25 protein-coding genes are annotated in these 20383 nt (G+C 68.1%); 13 read left to right on the top strand and 12 right to left on the bottom strand.

Annotation, left to right across the window (positions count from 1 at the left end):
• Nucleotides 1–12 precede the first annotated feature (12 nt).
• Nucleotides 13–768 carry an AraC family transcriptional regulator gene (locus IE302_RS04875; protein WP_191252111.1) on the bottom strand — a complete coding sequence of 252 codons (756 nt, stop codon included), beginning with the start codon at nucleotides 766–768 and terminating at the stop codon, nucleotides 13–15.
• A 54-nt stretch (nucleotides 769–822) separates the two neighbouring features.
• Between IE302_RS04875 and IE302_RS04870 the strand changes: the two genes are divergently transcribed.
• Entirely contained in the window at nucleotides 823–1983 is a 1161-nt protein-coding gene (locus IE302_RS04870; RefSeq protein WP_191252109.1) for a 4-hydroxybenzoate 3-monooxygenase, read from the top strand.
• Between the two features lie 5 nt (nucleotides 1984–1988).
• On the opposite strand, the gene IE302_RS04865 is transcribed toward IE302_RS04870, so the two are convergent.
• From IE302_RS04865 to IE302_RS04845, 5 genes are all read right to left on the bottom strand, one after another.
• Complete coding sequence (locus IE302_RS04865; protein ID WP_191252107.1) at nucleotides 1989–2420, bottom strand: hypothetical protein; 432 nt, start codon at nucleotides 2418–2420, stop codon at nucleotides 1989–1991.
• 161 nt (nucleotides 2421–2581) lie between these two features.
• A complete protein-coding gene (locus IE302_RS04860; RefSeq protein ID WP_191252105.1) occupies nucleotides 2582–4201 on the bottom strand; it encodes an acyl-CoA dehydrogenase family protein in 1620 nt (539 codons plus the stop codon).
• Nucleotides 4185–4790, bottom strand: a complete 606-nt coding sequence (locus IE302_RS04855) for a TetR/AcrR family transcriptional regulator (protein ID WP_191252104.1) — start codon at nucleotides 4788–4790, stop codon at nucleotides 4185–4187. The genes IE302_RS04860 and IE302_RS04855 overlap by 17 nt, the downstream gene beginning before the upstream one ends.
• A gap of 32 nt (nucleotides 4791–4822) precedes the next feature.
• Entirely contained in the window at nucleotides 4823–5281 is a 459-nt protein-coding gene (locus IE302_RS04850; RefSeq protein ID WP_191252102.1) for a peroxiredoxin family protein, read from the bottom strand.
• Between the two features lie 41 nt (nucleotides 5282–5322).
• Entirely contained in the window at nucleotides 5323–5847 is a 525-nt protein-coding gene (locus IE302_RS04845; protein ID WP_191252100.1) for an RNA polymerase sigma factor, read from the bottom strand.
• Between the two features lie 129 nt (nucleotides 5848–5976).
• Between IE302_RS04845 and IE302_RS04840 the strand changes: the two genes are divergently transcribed.
• Genes IE302_RS04840 through IE302_RS04825 form a run of 4 tightly spaced genes read left to right on the top strand, consistent with a single transcriptional unit; the run spans nucleotide 5977 to nucleotide 8689 of the window.
• On the top strand, nucleotides 5977–6504 hold the full coding sequence (locus IE302_RS04840; RefSeq protein ID WP_373307897.1) for a DinB family protein: 528 nt from the start codon (nucleotides 5977–5979) through the stop codon (nucleotides 6502–6504).
• Nucleotides 6505–6514: 10 nt separating this feature from the next.
• Nucleotides 6515–7282 carry an NAD(P)-binding domain-containing protein gene (locus IE302_RS04835; protein WP_191252096.1) on the top strand — a complete coding sequence of 256 codons (768 nt, stop codon included), beginning with the start codon at nucleotides 6515–6517 and terminating at the stop codon, nucleotides 7280–7282.
• Nucleotides 7279–8037: a putative protein N(5)-glutamine methyltransferase gene (locus IE302_RS04830; RefSeq protein WP_191252094.1), complete on the top strand. Its 759-nt coding sequence runs from the start codon at nucleotides 7279–7281 to the stop codon at nucleotides 8035–8037. Before IE302_RS04835 ends, IE302_RS04830 begins: the two co-directional genes overlap by 4 nt.
• Before the next feature lie 10 nt (nucleotides 8038–8047).
• Nucleotides 8048–8689, top strand: a complete 642-nt coding sequence (locus IE302_RS04825; RefSeq protein ID WP_191252092.1) for a class I SAM-dependent DNA methyltransferase — start codon at nucleotides 8048–8050, stop codon at nucleotides 8687–8689.
• A gap of 1 nt (nucleotide 8690) precedes the next feature.
• On the opposite strand, the gene IE302_RS04820 is transcribed toward IE302_RS04825, so the two are convergent.
• A complete protein-coding gene (locus IE302_RS04820; RefSeq protein WP_191252090.1) occupies nucleotides 8691–9530 on the bottom strand; it encodes a class I SAM-dependent methyltransferase in 840 nt (279 codons plus the stop codon).
• Nucleotides 9531–9576: 46 nt separating this feature from the next.
• Complete coding sequence (locus IE302_RS04815) at nucleotides 9577–10416, bottom strand: SDR family oxidoreductase (protein WP_191252088.1); 840 nt, start codon at nucleotides 10414–10416, stop codon at nucleotides 9577–9579.
• Between the two features lie 91 nt (nucleotides 10417–10507).
• Here IE302_RS04815 and IE302_RS04810 point away from each other — a divergent pair, with 91 nt between their 5' ends.
• Both IE302_RS04810 and IE302_RS04805 read left to right on the top strand, forming a co-directional pair.
• Nucleotides 10508–10879: a winged helix-turn-helix transcriptional regulator gene (locus tag IE302_RS04810; RefSeq protein ID WP_191252086.1), complete on the top strand. Its 372-nt coding sequence runs from the start codon at nucleotides 10508–10510 to the stop codon at nucleotides 10877–10879.
• A 9-nt stretch (nucleotides 10880–10888) separates the two neighbouring features.
• Nucleotides 10889–11707 carry a class I SAM-dependent methyltransferase gene (locus IE302_RS04805; RefSeq protein ID WP_191252084.1) on the top strand — a complete coding sequence of 273 codons (819 nt, stop codon included), beginning with the start codon at nucleotides 10889–10891 and terminating at the stop codon, nucleotides 11705–11707.
• 28 nt (nucleotides 11708–11735) lie between these two features.
• Here IE302_RS04805 and IE302_RS04800 read toward each other — a convergent pair whose 3' ends face one another.
• Complete coding sequence (locus IE302_RS04800; protein WP_191252082.1) at nucleotides 11736–12302, bottom strand: CGNR zinc finger domain-containing protein; 567 nt, start codon at nucleotides 12300–12302, stop codon at nucleotides 11736–11738.
• A gap of 82 nt (nucleotides 12303–12384) precedes the next feature.
• On the opposite strand from IE302_RS04800, the gene IE302_RS04795 reads away from it, so the two are divergent.
• Nucleotides 12385–13563, top strand: coding sequence for an epoxide hydrolase family protein (locus IE302_RS04795; protein WP_191252080.1), 1179 nt, complete (start codon nucleotides 12385–12387; stop codon nucleotides 13561–13563).
• Here IE302_RS04795 and IE302_RS04790 read toward each other — a convergent pair.
• On the bottom strand, nucleotides 13560–13700 hold the full coding sequence (locus IE302_RS04790; RefSeq protein ID WP_444541937.1) for a hypothetical protein: 141 nt from the start codon (nucleotides 13698–13700) through the stop codon (nucleotides 13560–13562). The two genes, IE302_RS04795 and IE302_RS04790, sit on opposite strands and share 4 nt — an antisense overlap.
• A gap of 686 nt (nucleotides 13701–14386) precedes the next feature.
• Between IE302_RS04790 and IE302_RS04785 the strand changes: the two genes are divergently transcribed.
• Nucleotides 14387–15367, top strand: coding sequence for a tyrosine-type recombinase/integrase (locus IE302_RS04785; protein ID WP_191252076.1), 981 nt, complete (start codon nucleotides 14387–14389; stop codon nucleotides 15365–15367).
• Nucleotide 15368: 1 nt separating this feature from the next.
• Here IE302_RS04785 and IE302_RS04780 read toward each other — a convergent pair whose 3' ends face one another.
• A complete protein-coding gene (locus IE302_RS04780; RefSeq protein ID WP_191252074.1) occupies nucleotides 15369–15752 on the bottom strand; it encodes a hypothetical protein in 384 nt (127 codons plus the stop codon).
• 66 nt (nucleotides 15753–15818) lie between these two features.
• Between IE302_RS04780 and IE302_RS04775 the strand changes: the two genes are divergently transcribed.
• A complete protein-coding gene (locus tag IE302_RS04775) occupies nucleotides 15819–16598 on the top strand; it encodes a glycerophosphodiester phosphodiesterase family protein (RefSeq protein ID WP_191252072.1) in 780 nt (259 codons plus the stop codon).
• A 59-nt stretch (nucleotides 16599–16657) separates the two neighbouring features.
• On the opposite strand, the gene IE302_RS04770 is transcribed toward IE302_RS04775, so the two are convergent.
• Nucleotides 16658–17332 carry a transglycosylase family protein gene (locus tag IE302_RS04770; protein ID WP_191252070.1) on the bottom strand — a complete coding sequence of 225 codons (675 nt, stop codon included), beginning with the start codon at nucleotides 17330–17332 and terminating at the stop codon, nucleotides 16658–16660.
• 270 nt (nucleotides 17333–17602) lie between these two features.
• Between IE302_RS04770 and IE302_RS04765 the strand changes: the two genes are divergently transcribed.
• From IE302_RS04765 to IE302_RS04755, 3 genes are all read left to right on the top strand, one after another.
• The gene (locus IE302_RS04765) at nucleotides 17603–19003 is read left to right on the top strand and encodes an MFS transporter (RefSeq protein WP_191252068.1); all 1401 of its coding nucleotides are present in this window, start codon (nucleotides 17603–17605) and stop codon (nucleotides 19001–19003) included.
• A gap of 30 nt (nucleotides 19004–19033) precedes the next feature.
• The gene (locus IE302_RS04760; RefSeq protein ID WP_191252066.1) at nucleotides 19034–19792 is read left to right on the top strand and encodes a thymidine kinase; all 759 of its coding nucleotides are present in this window, start codon (nucleotides 19034–19036) and stop codon (nucleotides 19790–19792) included.
• A 226-nt stretch (nucleotides 19793–20018) separates the two neighbouring features.
• Nucleotides 20019–20366, top strand: coding sequence for an RNA polymerase-binding protein RbpA (locus IE302_RS04755; protein ID WP_005151365.1), 348 nt, complete (start codon nucleotides 20019–20021; stop codon nucleotides 20364–20366).
• Nucleotides 20367–20383 lie beyond the last annotated feature (17 nt).

Below are 20383 nucleotides of genomic sequence, written 5' to 3'. Positions count from 1 at the left end.
GTAGGTACAGGACTAAGCGTGTCTCAAACCGGCCTGGTAGCGACCTGGGGTTTCCCCGACGACGCCGACGAAGGCCTCGATGAAGCTGGTGGGGTTCGCCCAGCCCAAGCGGGACGACACGGTGGTCACGGGGTGCCCGTCGCCGAGCAGGACGAGGGCGTGCTGGACGCGGAGCATGCTCCGCCACTGCCGGAAGCTCACCCCGAGTTCGTCCTGGAACAGCCTGCTGAGCACGCGCTCGCTGGCACCGGCGCTTCGCCCGAGTTCGCGCAACGTCGCCGAGCTCGACGGATCGGCGTGCAGCAGTGAGGTCACCGCTCGCAGCCGGTCGTCGGCGGGTTCGGGCAGGTACAGCTCCTGCTGCGGGGCGTCGGTCAGTTCGTCGATGATCAGCCCGCGGAGCCGGTGACGCGGCCCGGGGCCGCGCGTGCGCCCGTCGCTGAGCGCCAGGAGAACCTCGCGCAGCAGGGGTGTCACGGCGAAGACCGACGGCAAGGCGGGAAGGAACCGGCACAGCCTGACGGGCAGGTCGATGCGCCTGACCTCGGTCGCGCCGTAAGCCCGATGGGAATGCTCGAAGCCCGGCGGAGTCCAGGTGACCCGGTTCGCGGGCGCGACCCAGGTCCCCCGTTCCGTGGTGGTCGCGAGCGCGCCCGTGGACGGGTAGAGCAGCTGACCCCGGACATGGGAATGCGGGCCGACCAGTTGCCCGTGGGTCAGTGATCCCCGGCCGGTGTCACCCGGCGCACCCTGGCGGAATTCGAGCATAATGCGTCAGGATACCGGTACTAGGACGACGCGACCTGCGTGAAACTCGAAAGCATGTCCACAGCGAAAGAGCACAAACCTGTCGTGATCGTGGGAGCCGGGGTGTCCGGGCTCGCGCTCGGTAACTTCCTGCTGCGCGAGGGAATCGACTGTGTCGTCCTCGAACGGCGCGACCGCGACCACGTCGAACGACGACAGCGCGCCGGAGTCATCGACACCCGGGCCACCCGCGCGTTCCGCAAAAGAGGCCTCGAAGACCGGGTCGTCGGCGGCACTCCCGTCCAAGCCGGTCTCGGCTTCCGCATCGACGGCCAGGACCGTTGGCTGGAACTCCCCGCCGAGGAATACCGTGAAGGCCGGTTCTGTCCCCAGCAGGTTCTCGTCCGCAACCTCATCACCGTGTTCGAACAGGACGGAGGCGACCTGCGGTTCGGCACCGAAGTGACCGTGGAGGACATCGACCGCCCCCGCGTCCGCCTCGGTGACGGGTCGATCATCGAAGGGGACTTCATCGCCGGATGCGACGGCAGCCACGGCGCGACCCGGGCCGCCATCCCCGAGAACCGCCTCACCCGCCACTCCCACGAGTACGGCTACGCCTGGCTGGTCGTCCTCGCCGAAGTGCCCGCCGTCCACCCGACATTGCTCGCGATCCACCGGCGCGGCTTCGCGGCCCAGTTCGGGCGGGGGCCCACGGCGAGCCGGTTCTACCTCCAGTGCCCGCTCGACGACACCGCCGAGGACTGGCCGGACGAGCGCGTCTGGAGTGAACTCGAAACACGCTTCGGCGAACCGATCGCCACGAGAGGCCCGATCGTGGAGAAGCAACCTCTGCCGCTGCGCGGCGAGGTGCTCAGCCCGATGAGCCACGGCGGGCTCCATCTGCTCGGCGACGCCGCGCACATCGTCCCGCCGTCGAGCGCGAAAGGCATGAACCTCGCCCTCTACGACGCCGACGTCTTCGCCGAAGCCCTCGTCGGCTACTACCGGCACGACGACCCGAGCCTGCTCGCGGCGTACTCCGACAACCGCCTGCGTGACGTGTGGAACTACCAGGCGTTCGCGACCTGGTTCACCGACACCGTCCACGACGCCGGGGACGCGACCTATCGAGGGGAGTTCCGTCATCAGGTGGCGCGCGCGGATTTCGAGCGCCTGTTCACGTCCGGTCCGGCGAACCGGCTGCTCGGCGAATTCATCGCCGGCCTGAACTGATCGCGCTACTTCTTGCTGAGCCGGATGATCCCTTCGCTGCCCTGCACGGCGACGACGACGATCTCCTGCCGGTTGATCCGATGAACCATCCCCGGCGGACCCGACACCGCCTCACCCATTCCACCGGAGGCGGGAGCGAGACCTACCCGCCCGGCCTGGATCGCGACCGAAAGCGGCCCGGCCCCGCCGTCGTTCGGGATCTGGTCACCGGTCCGCACCAGTACCTCGCACTCCCCGTCGGCGCAGGCCTTGAGATCCCGTCCGTCCACCGCGACGAACGGCGAGCCGGACGGGGCCGCCGCCTCCATCATCGGCACGTTCTCCGTGGACGGTCCCGCACTCGCCGCCGAGAAGAGCGGAGTCGGCTCGGTGCTCGCGCACCCGGAAGCGAGCAGTGCCAGGGGAATCAGGACCAGGCATCTTCGGCGATCGACCATGACCGAGGAACGTAGCCGACCCGCGGGCCCTTGGATGCACCCGAATTCCGCAATCCTGCGGCTGTTCGCAGTGCGCGGCGCCGGTCCGGCCGGGGTAACCGGCCGGACCGGCGCACGACGTGGCCAGGCAGGTACAGAGCGTTGAAAGAGAGGTGCCGGACTCAGACCTCGGCGCGGGCGATGATCGCCCGGGTGTCCACACCGGACGGAAGCGTCCCGAACGCGACACCCCAGTCGCCGCCCAGCCGCGACGCGCAGAACGCGTCGGCCACCGCCGGTGTCCCGTGCCGCACGAGCAACGAGCCCTGCAGCACCAGCGCCATCGATTCGACCAGCCGCCGTGCCCGGTACTCGATGTCGGACAGGTCGGCCAGCTCCTTGCGCAGCCGTCCCGTCGCGTCGTCCAGCCGGGCGTCGGCACCGGCTGCCTGCTCGACCTCGGTGAAGTACGCCGCCACCGACTCCGGCTGCCTGGCCATCGCCCGCAACGCGTCCAGCGCCGCGACGTTGCCCGAGCCCTCCCAGATCGACATCAGCGGAGCCTCGCGGTAGAGCCGCGGCATCCCCGACTCCTCGACGTACCCGTTGCCGCCCAGGCACTCCAGCGCCTCCACCGCGTGCGACGGACCGCGCTTGCACACCCAGTACTTCGTCACCGCCAGGCCCAGCCGCCGGAACGCCTGCTCCTGCTCGTCACCCGGCCGGTCGGTGGCCGCCGCCAGCCGCATCCCGACCGTCGTCGCCGCCTCGGACTCCACGACGAGGTCCGCCAGCACGTTGCCCATCAGCGGCTGATCCACCAGGTCCGCCCCGAACGCACGACGATGCCGCGCGTGATGGACGGCCCGTACGGCGCCGTACCGCATCCCCGACGCGCTCCCGACCGCGCAGTCCAGCCGGGTGTTGTTCACCATCTCGATGATGGTGCGGACCCCGCGGCCCTCCTCGCCGATCAGCCAGCCGATCGCGTCGTCGTACTCGATCTCCGACGACGCGTTGGACCGGTTGCCGAGCTTGTCCTTCAGCCGCTGCAACCGGATCCCGTTGCGGGAGCCGTCCGGCAGGACGCGGGGGAGCAGGAAGCACGACAGCCCACCGGGCGCCTGGGCCAGTGTCAGGAACATGTCCGACATCGGCGCCGAGGTGAACCACTTGTGCCCCACGATCACGTAGCTGCCGTCACCGAGCGGCCGCGCCGTGGTCGTGTTGGCCCGGACGTCGGAACCGCCCTGCTTCTCCGTCATCGACATCCCGGCGATCAGCCCGCGCTTCGAGCTCGGCTCCCGCAACCCGAAGTCGTACTCCGTCGCCGCCAGCAACGGCTCGTAGCGTTCGGACAGCTCGGGATTGAACCGCAACGCCGGCACCGCCGCGTACGTCATCGAGATCGGGCACGTATGCCCAGCGTCGACCTGACCCCAGACGTACATCTTCGCCGCCCGCGCCGCGTGCGCGCCCGGCCGGGAGTCCCGCCACGGCGTCGCGTGCAGCCCGTAGGACACCGCGACGTCCATCAGCTCGTGCCAGTACGGATGGAACTCGACCTCGTCGATCCGGTTCCCGACCCGGTCGTGCGTCCGCAGCACCGGCTCGTTCTCGTTGACCAGCCTGCCCCACTCCTGGGCCTGCTCGCTCCCGGCCAGCCTGCCGAGCGCGTGCAGTTCCGCCACCGCCCAGCCGGCGTCCGCCCGCTGCAGGCCCTCCAGCAGGGCCGGATCGGCGGCGACGTCGTACTCAACCAGCGGTGGCACCTGGTTGGTGACCTCATGAGTGACCGGCATCGGAACCTCCCAAAGAACGCAGGACGAAAGTGCGCAGCCCGGACACCTCGTCCGCACTGCCGGTGGTCAACGGGCCGATCAGCACCTCGGCCGCCGCGCCGACGAGCGCCGCGGCGGTGACCTCGGCGTCCTGGGCGGGGAACACCCCGGACCGGACACCGTCGGCCACGTGCTGGGCGACGATGTCGCGGAACGCGCGCCGGAACACCAGCCGCTCGGCCTCGATCGGCGCGTCGACGGGCTCGGCGAGCAGCGCGTACGCCATCCGCGGGGTCTTCAACGCGCGGCCGGCGAAGGTGTCGAAGACCGCCACGACCCGCTCCGCCGGCGCGCCGGGCCGCTCCGACGCCGCACGCACCGCCTCGACCTCACGCGTGACGACCTTCCGGAACAACTCCACGACCAGCGCGACCTTGGTGGGGAAGTGGCGGTACACGCTCCCGACGGCCACCCCGGCCCGCTCGGCGACCGCGGACACCGAGCACCCCGCGTACCCGCGCTCGGCCAGCTGCTCGATGGCCGCCGCGAGGACGGCGTCGCGCTGGGCGTCCAGTCGCTCCTGGACCTTGGGTGTACGGCGATACGGCACCCAAGAAGTGAAGCACCGATTCACACCTTCAGTCAACGCACGCGAGCAAGCCCCTCGATCGCCTCCGCGATCCCCTTCTTGTCATAAGCGCTGGTCGGCATGGTCGCCACATGCGCGTGACGGACCACCCCGTCCCGATCGATCAACACGCTGCCCGACTGCTGCAGCATCTTCTTCGCCAGCCCGAAGGCCTCATGCGGAGTGCCCTGGCGGCCGGTGACCACCCGCAGCGACAGCCCGCGCTTCGCCCGCCACGCCGCGGCCTCGGCCCGGCCCTCGGGAACGGCGACCAGAACGCGCACCCCGGCGGCGTCCAGCTCCGCGGCCCGCCTGGCGAGATCCTTCACGTGGCCGGTGCACACAGGGCACGTCGTCGAGCGCATGAAGTAGAGCAGCACGTGGTCCGTGCCGCGGTGATCCGAAAGCCGGACGGTCTGCCCGGCGGTGTCCTCCAGCACGAGGTCAGGGACGGTCGAACCGATTTCGAGCATGACGACTCCTTACGAGATAAGACGGAAAGGGGGAATTCGACTTACGGAAGCAGCAGTTGACGGACCGTCGCCCGCGCCCGATGCAAACGGGACTTCATCGCCGCCGTGCTCAGGCCGAGCGCGTCCGCGACCACCCGGCCCGGATGACCCTGGATGTCCCGCATGATCAGGACACGACGCTGATCGGCGGGCAGCTCGGCGATCGCCGCGGCGACCCGGCGGGCCTCCAGCCGCTCCAAGGCGTCGTCCTCCGCCGAGACCACCGCCCCGGACACCGCCAGATCGTCACCACGCACCGCCCGCCGCGCCCGCCGAAGGCATTCGTTGCGCACGATCCGGAACATCCACGACACGAGCGCACCCGTCGCCCGCAACGTGCCGATCTTGCGGTACAGGATGATCAGCGCCTCCTGCGCGGAATCCTCCGCGTCCTCCGGCGACGCGCACAACGAGCGCGCGAACCGCTGCACATGCGGATGGGAACCCGAGACCAAGGCGGCGATGGCGTCCGCGTCCCCACCCTGCGCCGCCGCGACCAAAGACTCCCTCGGCCACTCGGACTCCACGACTACCTCCCTCTCCCGCCGGGTTCGTCCCGGCCCCCATAAGAGCCACGCCCCCCACGAAAGGATTCGGCCCGCGCCCCGTGACCCCGCTCACGTCCCGTCCACCACAAGCCCCCGTCACCCGATGGCATGATCGCCGTCATGACCTGGACCGCCCCCGAGGTGACACGTCCGTCCGGCGACACCGCCGCCGACGAACGCGTTCTCCTGCCCACCCTGCTGAACTGGCACCGAAGTACCTTCCTCCACAAACTCGCCGGCCTCACCGGAGAACAGCTCGCCACGGCGTCGGTCCCGCCCTCGAACCTCACCCTCCTCGGCCTCATCCGGCACCTGGCCAAGGTCGAACGCTTCTGGTTCCGCCTGCGCTACGCCGCACAGGACATCGGCCCCCTCTACGACCCCGCCCTCGGCAAAGACCACGACTTCGAAGCCCTCGACGCCGACAAAGCCGAAGAGGCCTACGACATCCTCCTCGAAGAGATCCGCCTCGCCGACGAAGCCGCCGCCGAAGGATCCCTCGACGACACCTTCGACCTCGGCGACAGCCCGTTCTCGCTCCGCATGCTCTACATCCACATGATCGGCGAGTACGCCCGGCACAACGGCCACGCCGACCTCATCCGCGAACGCGTCGACGGCCACACCGGAGCCTGAAGGAGCGACCATGAACTACGGATTCATCGGTGCCGGCGAGATCACCGCCGCCATCGTCGAAGGCCTCAGCAAGGACATCGCCGAACCGCCCTCGATCTTCCTCTCACCCCGCAGCCGCAGCGTCGGACAGGAACTCTCGGCCCGCTTCGCCAACGTCGAAGTCCGCGACAGCAACCAAGCCGTCGTCGACAGCGCCACGACCATCGTCCTCGCCGTCCGCCCGCCGATCGCCGAGGAAGTCCTCCAGGACCTCACCTTCCGGCCCGACCACGTCCTGATCAGCGCCCTCGCCGGCGTCCCCCTCGACCGGCTGCGCGACTGGGCCGCCCCCGCGGGCGAAGTCGTCCGGAGCATCCCGCTGCCCCCGGCCGCCCGCCGCCAGAGCCTCACCGCCATGTACCCCGACAACGCCGAAGCCCGCGCCCTCTTCGACAGCATCGGCGGCAGCGTCGTCCCCGCCGCCGAAAAGGACCTCGACATCTTCAGCGGCGCCACGGCCACCTTCGCCGCCCACCTCGACTACCTCGGCACCATCGCCGCCTGGATGACCGACCAAGGCATCGAGGACACCGTCGCGACCGCCTTCACCAGCCACATCTTCGGCCAGCTCGGCCAGTCCCTGATCGAGCAGGGCGGCTCCCTCGAAACCCTCACCGGCAAGCACATGACCCCCGGCGGGCTCAACGAACACTTCCTCACCGACCTGCGCACCAACGGCGTCCCCGACACCGTCCGCCAGGCCCTCGACGGAATCCTCGCCAGACTGCGAGACAAGTGACCATCATCGCCAGGCTTCGCGCGGCCGGGTGCGTCTTCGCCGAAGACGAAGCCCGGCTGCTCACCGCCGAAGCCCGCACACCCGCCGACCTCGACACCATGGTCCGACGCCGCGTCGACGGCGAACCACTCGAAGTCATCCTCGGCTGGGCCGAATTCCACGGGCTCCGCATCACCGTCGAACCCGGCGTCTTCGTGCCACGCCAACGCTCCGAACTCCTCGTCCGCCACGCCCTCACCCTCGCCGGACCGCGCGCGGTCGTCCTCGACCTCTGCTGCGGCACCGGCGCGCTCGGCGCCGCCATCGCCCGCGAACTCCCCGGAACACGGCTCTACGCGGCCGACATCGAACCCGCCGCCGTCCGCTGCGCCCGGATCAACGTCGCCGAAGCCGGGGGAGAGGTCTTCGAAGGCGACCTCTACACACCCCTTCCCACGTCACTGCGGGGCCGCGTCGACCTCCTCGTCGTCAACGCCCCCTACGTCCCCACCGACGCCATCGCGATGATGCCGCCCGAAGCACGCGACCACGAACCCCGCGTCGCGCTCGACGGCGGCCACGACGGCGTCGACGTCCACCGCCGCGTCGCCGCCGAGGCCACACAATGGCTCGCCCCCGGCGGGCACCTGCTGATCGAAACCGGCGAAACCCAATCGGCGAGCACCGCGGAAGCCATGACGCACAACGGTTTACGGCCCGAAGTGATCACCGACGACGACCTGTACGCGACGATTGTTGTCGGAGCCCGTCGCTAGGGTGCCCGCCGTGACCGACTACCTCGACATCACCCGCACCGCTTACGACACCGTCGCGGCCGACTACGCCGAAGTCCTCCGCGACCATCTCGCCGGATCCACCTGGGACAGGGCCATGCTCGGCGCGTACGCCGAACTCGTCCAGGCCGCCGGCGGCGGAAGCGTCGCCGAAATCGGCTGCGGCCCCGGCCGCATCACCGACTACCTCCACGGCCTCGGGCTCGACATCCGCGGCATCGACCTCTCCCCGGAGATGGTCGCCGTCGCCCGGAAGTGGTACCCGCACCTGGACTTCGAAACCGGGGAGATGCCCGGTTTGTCCATTGAGGACGGTTCCTTGACCGGCGTCGTCGCGTGGTACTCGATCATCCACACCCCACGCGAACGACTGCCGGAGATCTTCACCGACTTCCACCGGATCCTCGCCTCGGGCGGCCACCTGATGGTGGCGTTCCAAGTCGGCGACGAAGTGCGCCACATCGAGCACGCGTACGGGCACGACATCACCTGCGACGCGTACCGGCTCTCGCCGGAGAAGATCGCCGAACAGCTGGGGGAGGCGGGATTCAGCGTGCTGTCCAAGCTCGTCCGTGAGCCGTCCGAGGAGTTCGAGAACACCCCGCAGGCCTACCTCATCGCCCGCAAGCCCTAGATCAAGGACGTCGGGCCTCGACGAGCCAGGCCGCCGAGCCGTAGAAAACGCCTCGGTCGGTCTGGTGCTCGGCGAGATCGGCACGCAACCTCCCGACCGCCTTCGCCCGGGCGGCCTCGTCCAGGCCACTCAACCGCCCGCCATGCTGCTCGACGATGAACTCGGCCGCGTCGTCGACATCCTGCCCGAAATACATCGGCTTGGTCACCGCGGTGCACCGGACATCGCCGTACCCGGCGGAGCTCAGCAGCGCCTCGGTTTCGCCCGGGTCGCTGAGCGCGAGATTCACCGACGGAACCTCGCGGCCCGCCGCGAAAATCGTCCGGAACGTCGTGACCCATTCGTTGAGCCGCAACGGCTGCCACGTCAGCAGCACCAGACGGCCCCCCGGCCGGGTCGCCCTGGCCAGATTGGCGAACGCGGCCAGGGGAGTACCGAAGAACATCGATCCATGCCTGCTGATCACCACGTCGAAACCCGCGTCCGGAAACCCATGGACCTGAGCGTCCACCTGCTCGAACGAGACGTTGGGAACACGCTCCTCTTCGGCGAGACGCCGGGCGAGCCCGAGCATCTCACCGGAGAGATCGACACCGAGCGCTGACCCCTCGGTGGCCAGCCGCGCCGCGTCCCGCGTCGTCTGACCGGCCCCACAACCGACATCGAGAACACGGTCTCCCGGCCGGATCCCGGCCGCGGAGAAGAAGGTGTCGCGGTACGCCGCGACCCCGTCGTCGAACCGCTGCGCACGCTTCGCCCAAAGCGTGCCTTCATCGCCGTTCCACGCCTTCAACATGCGCTCGTTGGACGGATCGACGCGCACAGCGCTGCTCTCGGACATTTCGGTGACCCCCAGTTTCGATTCCCGATGAGCCTAGCGCCACCCGTCAGCGGAACGCGGCGACGTTCCGGGCAGCCCACTCAGCGAACGACCGCGGCGCACGACCGAGCACCCGCTCCACGTCCGGACTCACCCGAACCTCGGCCAGAGTCGGCGAACTCAGGATGTCCAACGTGTCGTCCGCCAGCTCCGCCGGCATGCTCCGGACCATCCCCGCCTTGGCCTCGGCCCGGGTGAGCTCGCGAAAACCCACCGGAGAACCCAACACCCCGGCGAGCGCCGCGGCCTGCTCGCGCGGCGTGATCACCGCCGGACCGGTCAGCTCGTACACCTCGCCGAGATGCCGATCGTCCAGCAGACAAGCGGCCGCGACCTCCCCGATGTCCGCCGGATCGATGATCGGCACCCCGGTGTCCCCGAACGGCGCCGCGACCACCTGCCGCGAACGCACGGACTCCGCCCACCACAAAGCATTCGAAGCGAAGCCACCCGGCCGCAGGATCGTCCAATCCGAACCGGACTCCCGCACCACGTCCTCCAGCGCACGCATCGCGATCCGCGTCGCCCCGAACGGCCTGGTCGCCACACCCAGGGTGGAAAGCAGGACAACCCGGCGAACCCCGCTCGCCGCTGCCCGGCCGATGATGTCGGCCGGGTCGGCCCCGGTGGCGTGCAGCTCACCGGACAGCAGCAGGAACAACGCCTTCGCCCCGGCCAAGGTGGGCTCAAGGCCGGCGGGGTCCGCCAGGTCCGCCACCGCATGCCGACCGCCCTCCGGCGCCACCGCGGCGTGCCGCGACACCGTCGTCACCTGCTCGCCCGCCGCGACCAACGCCTCGGTCAACGGCCGGCCGATGTTCCCGGTAGCCCCGGTCACCACGATCATGAAAGCTCCCTCGTCCGATGTCTTCTGTGGTCAGGACGCTAGAAGCCGGGCTTACTTCTGGTAAGTACATACCTCTGGGTAAGCTCCCGACGTGACCGGAGGCGCGCAGATCACCCAGGCCGACACCAAGACCCGGTATGAGGTGTTTCACACCGACTGCCCAGCCCGTGACATGGTCGACCACATCACCAGCCGCTGGGGAATCTGGGTGCTGATCTCCCTGCAGAGCAACGATCTCCGGTTCTTCGAACTCCGCGAGAGCATCGAAGGCATCAGCGAGAAGATGCTCGCCCAATCCCTGCGCGCCCTGCTCCAGGACGGCCTGATCTGGCGGAAGGTCGAACCGACCACACCACCCCAGGTCACCTACGGCCTGACCGAGTTCGGCCGGGAAGTCGGCGAGCCGCTGGGGGAGCTGTTCGACCGGATCACCCAACGGCTCGGATCACGCGACGAGAAATGACGGGGGAGCATGACCACGGCGACTCAAGAGGCCTTCCTACGCGAATTCCACGCCCGGAACCCGGCAGCGACGTCGGGCATGATGAGCGACGGCCGCACACCCGATGGGCGGTCGAGCTACGAAATCCTCAGAGACCGCGTCTCAGGACACACCCGGGTACTCGACCTCGGCTGCGGTGACGGCTTCCTCCTCGACCTACTCGCCAGGGCAGGCCACCAGGTCGCCGGAGTCGACCTCTCAAGCGCAGACTTGGCACTCGCGCGTCAGCGACCCTCCCTCCACGGCGTGCCGCTGACGACAGGACGGGCGCAGGAACTGCCTTTCCCCGACGGCGGCTTCGACGCGTGCGTCTCCCACATGGCCTTCATGCTGATGTCCGACATCGACCAAGTCGCCACGGAACTGGCCCGGGTCCTGGCTCCCGGTGGGCGCTTGGCGCTGATCCTCAGCAGTGGCCGAGCGGGCGGAAGCGGAAGCTACGAGCTGTTCCAGAAACTGATCCGTCCGGCGTTCGACGGCGCCCCGCCGGAACAGCGGATTCCCCTGCTGGGGGACAGCCGCACCCTGCGCCAGGACGGCCTCGACGAGATTCTCGCCCCCGCCGGCTTCTCACCCGTCGCGTGGGGCACCGAACCCATCGACCTCGGTGGCACCGCGGAACAGGTGTGGGCACGCCTCTCGATGATCTACAACTTCATGCCACTCGACTCCGAAGTCGTACGGTCACTCGAAGCGGAATTCCTGACGCAGGCAGCGGAACTGGCCGACGCCGACGGCAGGATCCCCTGCACGATGAACGTCCACGTCGCCGACACAGAACGCTCCTGACCTCGGATCAGGGGAGTGGTGAGCAGGCTCAACCGGCGTTCTTGCGCTGATTGGCAGTGAAGCGCGCCTTCTTCTGGCGATTCCCGCAGGTACCCATGTCGCACCATTTGCGCGTGCGGCTCTGACTGGTGTCGAAGAAGGCAGCCTGACAGGTCGGTGACGCGCACAAGGCCAGCTTCCCGTCTCGCTCGCCGGAAATGATGCTGATCGCGTCGGCGGCGATCACACCGAGGGCGTCTTCCACCCGGGACGCCGAAGTCAGGCGCCACTCACGAGTGTTCTCGGGCGTCAGGACAGCCGCGGCCCGACCCTGAATGCTGCGTTCGTTGATGATGCGGACAGCCGACGCCGGGGGAGCGGCGTGGATCGCGGCCGCCGTCGCGGCGGCATGAATCGACTCCCGCAACTCCCGAGCCAGGTCGAGCTGAGCGGCGGTGCAGGAGTCGACGGCAAGGCCGCTCACCGCCAGCCAGTCGACGAGCCGCTGCGGCGTCGGTATGCGCTCCAAAGCGTCGCCGCGGCGCTCCGTCAGGGTCGCCGTGAAGCTGGTCGCCAGCACGGTACCGAGGCGGAAGTCGGGAAACCCAGCAGACATGGAACCACCTTAGCCGGTTGCACCCTGACCCGGCGACGTGTTAGAACCGTCTTAGCCGGTTCCTCGATGGTCAGGAGGTCACATGCCCCGCTCAACCAGCGACGTCGAAGCATTCGAAGCCCACGCGACCGACGCCGAACTCGACGATCTGCGCGCACGATTGACCGCGGCACGACTCCCGGAAGCCGAGACGGTCTACCGCGCCGCACCCGACCCACGCCGATGGGACCAGGGCGTCCCGCTCGCCGACCTCGTCGAGCTAGTGGACTACTGGCGCACCGAGTACGACTGGCGGCCGTTCGAAGCGCGCCTCGACGAAATCGGACAGTTCCGCACGACCATCGACGGCCTGGGGATCCACTTCCTGCACCGTCGATCCCCGCGCACGGACGCCACACCGCTGATCCTGACGCACGGCTGGCCAGGCAGCGTCGCCGAGTTCGTCGACGTAGTGGACGAACTGGCGGATCCGAAGAGCGCGGACACTCCGGCGTTCCACGTCGTGGTCCCGTCACTGCCAGGCTTCGGCTACAGCGACAAGCCGGCCACCACCGGATGGGGAACCGAAAAGATCGCCGCCGCCTGGGTGGAACTGATGGAAAGGCTCGGCTACGACAAGTTCGCGGCGCACGGGGGAGACTGGGGAGGCAACATCACCACCGTGCTCGGCGGCAGGTTCCCGGAGCACGTCCTCGGCATCCACACGACCTTCGCGGAGGGACTGCCCGGACTGACGACGGAAGGACTGACCGCGGTCGAGCGCAGGTGGACCGAGGAAACCTACGACTTCTGGCATCACCGGGCGGCGTACGCGAAGCAGCAGGCGACCCGCCCGCAGACGATCGGCTACTCGCTCGTCGACTCACCGGTCGGACTTCTCGCCTGGATCCTCGACAAGTTCGCCGAATGGACGGACACCGAAGACAGCCCGTTCGAGACCATGCCCAGGGACAGGATTCTTGACGACGTCACCCTGTACTGGCTGACGCGGACCGGAGCGTCGTCAGCGCGGATCTATTACGAGAGCCACAACTCGCTCGATCCCGAGCTTCGGGTCGACGTCCCGTCCGCGATCACCATGTATCCACGCGACATCGAGAAGTACCCGCGCCCCTGGGCGCAGGAGCGGTACCGGCAGATCGTCCGATGGAGGGCGCCCGAAGCCGGGGGACACTTCCCGTCTCTGGAGGTTCCCGAGTACTTCGTCAAGGACCTCCAGGAAGGCCTCGCGGCGGTGCTGGCCACTGGTCGCGCAGCCTAGGACCAGCCGGCCAGCCAGACGTCCAGTGCCGGTCCGGGCGGATTGAGGCGGCGGGCCCGGTCGGCGTTCTTCTCATCGTCGGGAACGACTTCGACCAGAACCACCACGCCCGCACGAGCTTCGGCGGCTCCGAACAGTCCTTCGTCCGTCCGTGACAGCGGAGCGAGCGGCGGTGGTCAACGCGTCCACGAGGTCCGCTTCGGTCGGAATCACCGGGCCATCGAACCATATGCTCTGGAATCGCCGGGGAGCGCCGACATCCCGGCTACTTGACATAATGTACATTATCGGCACTTTGGCTGACCTGGATAACGAGCGCTGAGAGGGGTCTCTGGCGCGGGCTGAAGGGGCCTTTCAACGCATGTCACGCAGGGAAAGCTCCCTTCGTCGTGTCGGATGCGGGCATTGCTCCCTTCAGCTCTCCCTGGACGCCACCGCCGGTGGGTCCCGGAGTCGAGCCGAGGCGGCCCCCGGTAGCGGGAAACCGATGTCCGATCACCCGGCCTCAATACGTCACTGTGACGAATCAATACGGGGATCTTGATCACCGAAGATCGGCGGAGGCGTCAGCTTCGGCCCGGGTCGTCGATCCGGGCAGCCAGGCGACCTCCCGTGAGTCGTGAGGCCGTCCAGGTGGCTCAAATGTCATGAAAGGGCCGTTCAGGACGAAAAACGTCAGGAATGGCCCTTTCATGACACACCTGAGGGCGGCGAGCGAGCCGGGATCCCCCCGCGAGAGGTTTCCGGACCCGTCACTCCGTTTCATGCATAATCACTATTATGCATGAAACGGAATATAACCCAGTGTAAGACTGTCGGTGCCATGCGGTACAAGATGCTCATGAGGGTTTCCGAGGCACAGCAAGCCTTTTTCGCCGCACGTCGTCCCCGTAAGGATTCTCCTCACACCACCGACGCGTACCGCCGCGACCTCGCCGGCATCACCGCTCTCCTGCTCCGCGAGCTGGACCGCTCCCCTGACGAACTCACCGTCGAGATGCTCACCGCCCAGGCCCTCCGCAACGCCTTCGGTGCCTTCGCGGACACCCACGCCAAGAGCTCGGTCTTGCGTGCTTGGTCGACCTGGAACCAGTTTCTCACCTTCTGCGTGTCCGACGGGCTGCTCGCGGGCAACCCGATGGGCGCGGTCGCCCGGCCGAAAGCGCCTCCGCTGACGCCGAAACCGTTGCGAGGCGAGGAAACCCCGGAGCAATTGCTCGCTGCGGCCGCGGACGGCTCGCGCCGGACGCGGGATCCGTGGCCCGAGCGGGACGTCCTGGTCATCGCGCTCGGGCTGGTCGCCGGACTGCGTGCCGCGGAGATGCGAGCGCTGACGGCACGGTCGCTGGTCGGCCGCCAGGGTGAGATGCGTCTGCACGTCCACGGCAAGGGAAGCCGCGATCGGTCGATCCCGGTACAGCCGATCATGGAGAAGATCATCGAGGAGTACCTGGCCTCCTGTCGCCGTCGTTTCCCCCAGCAGCGCTTCGGACCCTCCACTCCCCTCCTCCGGGATCGCGCCGGCGAGCCGATCGGCCGCGGCGCGCTGGAGTACCTGGTCAAGTCCTGCTACCGGTGGGCGGGGTTGCACGACCGTGTGCCGGTCGGGGCGAACCTGCACGCGTTGCGGCACACGTTCGCGACGCGGTTGGCCGAGGACGGCGCGACCGCGTCGGAGATCATGGCGCTGCTGGGGCACGCGAGCCTGGCGACCAGCCAGAACTACATCGAGGCGACGGGGCGCGAGCAGCGGGCGGCTGCCGCGAGCAACCGGACGTATCGGGCGCTGGACGGGATCGTGTAGGTCAGCGGAGCTGTTCGAGGTCCTTGGCCGCCTGGGCGATCTCACCGGCGAGACCGCGGAGTTCGGCGATGGAGGCGCCGTCGTCGGCCGCGGTGACGACGTCTTCCGCGGCGCAGCGGAGTTGGAAGAGCCGGTCCTGCAGGGTGGCGATCTCGGTGTCGGAGAGGACGACGGCGTCTTCCGGGAGGCCGCTGCGCTGCAGGGCGGTGCGGCGTTCGTACGCGCGCTGGCGGCAGGATTGCCCACAGTAGCGGCGGCGCCTGCCGACATTGCCGCCCTGTTCGATCCGTCGGCCGCACCATCCGCAGTGTTTGGGTGCCCCGGCGCGGCGTAGCTCGGACACCTCTTCGGCGGACGTCTTGGGGTGTTCGGCCACTTCCCTCACGAACCAGACCCTAGCTGGCCATCGGACGCTCACGCCGGGGCCACGACCGAAGTGCACACTAGAGGGGTGTCGACACTGTTTCCGTACCTCGCCGATCCGCTTCCGCGCGCCTTCGCCCATCGGGGCTGGCACCTCGGTGACCTGGAAGGACTGGAGAATTCGTTGCCTGCCTTCCAGCAGGCGGTGACGGAGGGTTACCGCTACCTCGAGACGGACGTGCACGCGACGTCGGACGGCGTGGTGGTCGTGCATCATGACGCGTCGCTGGATCGGACGACCGATGGTGCGGGGTTGATCTCCCGGCAGACGTGGGCGCAGTTGAAGTCCGTCAAGATCGGGGGGCGTGCGCCGTTGTCGCGGCTGGAGGACGTCCTCGAGGAGTTGCCGGAGGCGCGCTTCAACATCGACATCAAGTCGAACCACGCGGTGGTGCCCTTCGTGCGGGCGATCGAGCGGACCGGTGCGCATGACCGGGTCGCGGCGGCGTCGTTCTCCGACGCGCGGTTGGCGCGTATCCGGAAGCTGGCGGGGCCGAAGCTGGTGACGGCGATGGGGCCGCGTTCGGTGGCGGTGATGTGGGCGAACGGTTTTGTGCCGCTGGTGTCGTTGCGGGCGTTGTCGCGGGGTGTGATGGCGCAGGTGCCGGTGCGGCAGGGGCGGTTGAAGGTGGTGGACCGGGCGTTCCTGCGGCAGGCGACGCGTGGGGGTTTCGAGGTGCACACGTGGACGGTGGACGATCCGGCGGAGATGCGGACGCTGCTGGATCTGGGGGTGCATGGGATCGTGACGGATCGGCCGGATCTGCTGCGTGAGGTGCTTCGGGAGCGGGGTGCTTGGCCTTCGTGATTTCGCGTTTAGTCCTCTGAATGCGTTTTGAGCGCATTCAGAGGACTAAACGCGGGTGGTCATCGGGGTGGTTTGCCGTTCCAGGCGGCGTCCCAGGTCTTGGGTCCGAGGCGGCCCGAGTCGTTGATGCCGTTGGCGCGCTGGAGGGCGAGGACGGCTTCGCGGGTCTTGTCGTAGTAGCAGCCGGTTCCGGTGAAGCCGTAGCCGTAGGCGTTCATCCGTAGCTGGAACTGCTTGAGTGGTGCGGCGCAGTCGCCGTAGGCGTAGACGACGCCGGGCCAGGCGGGTTTGGGTCCGCCGGGAGGGGCGGGCGGGGTGGGCTTCGGCTTGGGCGGGGGCGGCGGTGCGGGTTGTCCTCCCCCGCCGATGTAGGCGGAGTCCTCATAGGACGGGACGCGTTTGCTGCGGCCGTCGCCGTCGTTGCGGAAGCCGAGTTTGCCGGCGCATTCCCAGGGTTGCCAGCCGCGCATGCGGTAGAGGTAGAGGGCCCGGTAGTCCTGTTCGCGGGGGCTGGCCTGGTCGGGGCGTCCTTGGCCGCCGACGCTGCGCCAGGTGGGCAGGTCGAATTGGTAGGCGCCGTAGTAGCCGTTGCCGGTGTTGATGTTGTAGCGCCCGCTCGATTCACACATGCGGAGCTTGGCCCAGTGGGAGCCGTGGGGATCCGCGGCGGCGGATCCGGTGGTGGCGATCTGCAAGCCCGTGATGGCGAGGGCGAGCAGGAGCGTTCTCGCCACTACGCGGTGTGCTGTGCGAAGGCGATGGGTCCTCATGAGCGGAACAGTAAATACCGGACACTTGCTTCACAAGAGTCACAGCTCGCTCACCAGCCTCACATGAAACACACGTGGTTCGTGGCAACGACACGCCGACGATGGTCTGGCGGATGGCCGGGAAGAGTTCGTCGCGCGTCGAAACGAACACGGTCCGGACTCGTGCCGGACAGGGCGCCGTGATCACCAGTAGTCTCCCGCTGACCTCGACGTTCTCGACTTCAGGAGCAGTGCATGACGGTGGCCGTGACCCGTGAACGCAAGCGGGTGTGGCGGGCTTGGTACCTCTACGACTGGGCCAATTCGCCGTTCTATTCGTCGGTCATCACGGTGTTCGGGGCGCTCTATTTGAGCGATATCGCGTCCGCGGATGCCAAGACGAATTTCACCCTTAACGGGGACAGGGCGTGCACCGATTCGAGTGGTGCTTCGAGCACGCTGCAGAACTGCGACGTCTCGTTGTTCGGGCTGCATTTCCCGGCCGGGTCGCTGTGGGGGTATCTGCTGTCGGTCGCGACGGTGACGCAGGTGCTGGTGCTGCCGATCGCCGGCGCGATCGCGGACCGGAGCAGGCACAAGCGGCGGATTCTGGGCGGGTTCGCGTTCCTGGGGGCGCTGGCGTCGGCGCTGATGTTCTTCATCGCGGGGACGAACTGGGAGGTCGGGGTCTGGACGTTCATCCTGGCCAACATCGGCTACGGCGGTGCGCTGGTCGTCTACTACTCGTTCCTGGTGGACATCGCGGAGCCGGACGAGCGGGACGCGGTGTCGTCGAAGGGCTGGGCGTTCGGGTATCTCGGTGGTGGTCTGGCGCTGGCGTTGCAGCTGGGGTTCTTCATGGGGCATGACTTCTTCGGGGTGAGCGAGCATCTGGCGATCCAGATCTGCTTCCTGACGTCGGGGATCTGGTGGGCGGTGTTCACGGTCCCGGCGGTGCGGGCGCTCCCCCAGACTCATGTGCCGAAGTCGGCCGAGCGTGGCCTGTCGGTGCTGACGGCCGGGTTCAAGGAGCTGAAGCGGACGATCAAGGAGGCGCGAGCCTATCCCCTGACGTTGGCGTTCCTCGGGAGCTACCTCGTCTTCACCGACGGGATCACGACGGTGGTGGCGGTGTCGGCGCAGTACGGGAAGGACGAGCTGAAGTACAGCACTCAGGTCTTGATCGTCACGATCCTGGTGATCCAGTTCCTGGCGTACGCCGGGGCGATGATCCACGGGGCGATCGCGGCTCGGATCGGGGCGAAGAAGACGATCTTGGGCAGTCTGGTGGCCTGGGTGGTCGTGTTGTGCTTCGCGTTCTTCATCGAGGCCGGTCAGCCGGTGCAGTTCTACGCGGTGGCGGTCGGGATCGGGCTGGTGCTGGGCGGGACGAACGCGTTGTCGCGGTCGTTGTTCGGGCAGATGATCCCCGATGGGAAGGACGCGCAGTACTTCTCGCTGTACGTGGTGGGTGAGCGGGGTACGTCGTGGCTCGGTCCCCTGCTGTTCGCGGCGGTCGGGCAGATCACCGGCTCGTTCCGGTGGGCGATCATCGCGCTGGTGATCTTCTTCGTGCTCGGCTTCGTGTTCGTGTGGCTGGTGCCGGTGCGTCGTGCGATCGAGGCTGCGGGTAACCGACCACCGGCGGTGCTGTGAGGGCGGAGGGTGCCGATAGGGTCGAGCGTCGTGACCGTACTGAAGGAGAGTGGCCCGGATCCCACGGACGCGTTGTCGTCGGTGCCGGTGGCGGGTTCACGGCGGGGTGTGCCGGTCGTCGGGAAGCTGAAGTTCTGCTACGGGCCGATGGACTGCGGGAAGTCGACGCTGGCGCTGCAGATCGACCACAACCACGCGCGGCAGGGTCGTCGCGGGATGGTGCTGGTGCGGCACGACCGGTCCGGTGAGCCGCAGATCACCAGCCGGATCGGGTTGACGCGCAAGGCGATCGAGGTGGGGAACGGGACCGATCTGCGGTTGCTGGTGCGTGAGCAGTGGGCGGCCGGTCGGCACGTGGACTACTTGATCGTCGACGAGGCTCAGTTTTTGTCACCTGTTCAGGTGGATCAGCTGGCTGAACTGGCCGATGACGTCCAGATCGACGTGTACTGCTTCGGTATCGCGACGGATTTCCGGAGTGTGCTGTTCCCGGGGGCGGCGCGGTTGTTCGAGCTGGCGGACGAGTTGCAGCCGGTTCAGGTCGAGGTGTTGTGCTGGTGCGGGCAGACGGGGCGGTTCAACGCGAGGGTGGCCGACGGTGAGGTTCTGCGGGCCGGGGACACTGTGGTCGTGGCGGATACCGAGCAGTCGCTAGTTGAAAGTTCATCGGCATCACGTTCCGAGGGCGAACCGAATACGGTCCGTTATCAGGTATTGTGCCGTCGGCACTTTCGACTGGGCGACCTGGGGCCCTCCTCGGCCCAACACGGTCAGTTACGGTTGACGTGACAGGCGTACTACTAGCCCATCTGGGGGATATCCGCACCAAGATGGCCGTATTGACGTCACGCCAGAGCGCGAAATCACTCCTACTAGGAGAAGCTGTTGCCACCGGGTGACACAGCTCATCGTGAGCAAAGACATGGTGTCCAGGGAATCCTCTGGCCCCCTCCGTCGTTGCATAGGGTGAGCATCACCCTGGCTCCACCCGGAGCTGACTGAAAGGACCCCCATCATGGCCGACCGTGTTCTCCGTGGAAGCCGGCTGGGAGCGGTCAGCTACGAGACCGACCGCAACCACGACCTCGCCCCTCGGCGCACCGTGCGCTACGCCTGCCCCAAGAACCACGAGTTCGAGGTGCCCTTCTCCGACGACGCCGAGATCCCCTCGGTGTGGGAGTGCAGGCTGCACGGCAGCGAGTCCGAGATCGTGGACGGCGGGCAGCCGGAGCAGAAGAAGGTCAAGCCCCCGAGGACGCACTGGGACATGCTCCTGGAGCGCCGTTCGATCCCGGAGCTCGAAGATCTGCTCAACGAACGTCTCGCCGAGCTGAAGGGACGCAGGACCACCCGGTCCGCCTGACGCACGGCACAAGTAGC

The sequence above is a fragment of the Amycolatopsis oliviviridis genome (assembly GCF_014654365.1).
Taxonomy (GTDB): Bacteria; Actinomycetota; Actinomycetes; order Mycobacteriales; family Pseudonocardiaceae; genus Amycolatopsis; species Amycolatopsis oliviviridis.
The sequence above is the reverse complement of the archived record's forward strand: the minus strand, read 5'-3'. Positions and strand labels throughout refer to the sequence as shown.

Coding starts and splice junctions, on each gene's coding strand:
- IE302_RS04875 (WP_191252111.1), bottom strand. CDS start 768: ATGCTCGAATTCCGCCAGGGTGCGCCGGGTGACACCGGCCGGGGATCA.
- IE302_RS04870 (WP_191252109.1), top strand. CDS start 823: ATGTCCACAGCGAAAGAGCACAAACCTGTCGTGATCGTGGGAGCCGGG.
- IE302_RS04865 (WP_191252107.1), bottom strand. CDS start 2,420: ATGGTCGATCGCCGAAGATGCCTGGTCCTGATTCCCCTGGCACTGCTC.
- IE302_RS04860 (WP_191252105.1), bottom strand. CDS start 4,201: ATGCCGGTCACTCATGAGGTCACCAACCAGGTGCCACCGCTGGTTGAG.
- IE302_RS04850 (WP_191252102.1), bottom strand. CDS start 5,281: ATGCTCGAAATCGGTTCGACCGTCCCTGACCTCGTGCTGGAGGACACC.
- IE302_RS04840 (WP_373307897.1), top strand. CDS start 5,977: ATGATCGCCGTCATGACCTGGACCGCCCCCGAGGTGACACGTCCGTCC.
- IE302_RS04835 (WP_191252096.1), top strand. CDS start 6,515: ATGAACTACGGATTCATCGGTGCCGGCGAGATCACCGCCGCCATCGTC.
- IE302_RS04820 (WP_191252090.1), bottom strand. CDS start 9,530: ATGTCCGAGAGCAGCGCTGTGCGCGTCGATCCGTCCAACGAGCGCATG.
- IE302_RS04815 (WP_191252088.1), bottom strand. CDS start 10,416: ATGATCGTGGTGACCGGGGCTACCGGGAACATCGGCCGGCCGTTGACC.
- IE302_RS04805 (WP_191252084.1), top strand. CDS start 10,889: ATGACCACGGCGACTCAAGAGGCCTTCCTACGCGAATTCCACGCCCGG.
- IE302_RS04800 (WP_191252082.1), bottom strand. CDS start 12,302: ATGTCTGCTGGGTTTCCCGACTTCCGCCTCGGTACCGTGCTGGCGACC.
- IE302_RS04795 (WP_191252080.1), top strand. CDS start 12,385: ATGCCCCGCTCAACCAGCGACGTCGAAGCATTCGAAGCCCACGCGACC.
- IE302_RS04785 (WP_191252076.1), top strand. CDS start 14,387: ATGCGGTACAAGATGCTCATGAGGGTTTCCGAGGCACAGCAAGCCTTT.
- IE302_RS04765 (WP_191252068.1), top strand. CDS start 17,603: ATGACGGTGGCCGTGACCCGTGAACGCAAGCGGGTGTGGCGGGCTTGG.
- IE302_RS04755 (WP_005151365.1), top strand. CDS start 20,019: ATGGCCGACCGTGTTCTCCGTGGAAGCCGGCTGGGAGCGGTCAGCTAC.